At 72.5% G+C, this 244-nt stretch carries 1 pseudogene; it reads right to left on the reverse strand.

The features are described 5' to 3' along the window. A pseudogene (locus KVT39_RS37185) lies at positions 1-244 on the reverse strand (xanthine dehydrogenase family protein molybdopterin-binding subunit); the annotation flags it as partial.

The raw sequence follows: 244 nt of genomic DNA on the forward strand, positions 1-244 counted from the left end.
TCGCGGCGCGACAGGATGCCGGATCGACATTCCATTGCTTCGCGGCCGCCGCGTCCAGCAGCGTGCGCGCGGGTGCGCCCGCGCGGCGCAGCGGTTCCCATGCGTAGCGCACCGACGTCGGGCCGCCGGTGAGCTGGCCGCCGAGCAGCGGTTCGAGGGACAGCTTCTCGTTCGGCGGCGCATGATCGAGCGTCACGCTCGACAGCGGCACGTCGAGCTCCTCGGCGATCAGCATCGGGTGGGC

It is taken from the genome of Burkholderia sp. GbtcB21 (assembly GCF_019091065.1).
Taxonomy (GTDB): Bacteria; Pseudomonadota; Gammaproteobacteria; order Burkholderiales; family Burkholderiaceae; genus Burkholderia; species Burkholderia pyrrocinia_C.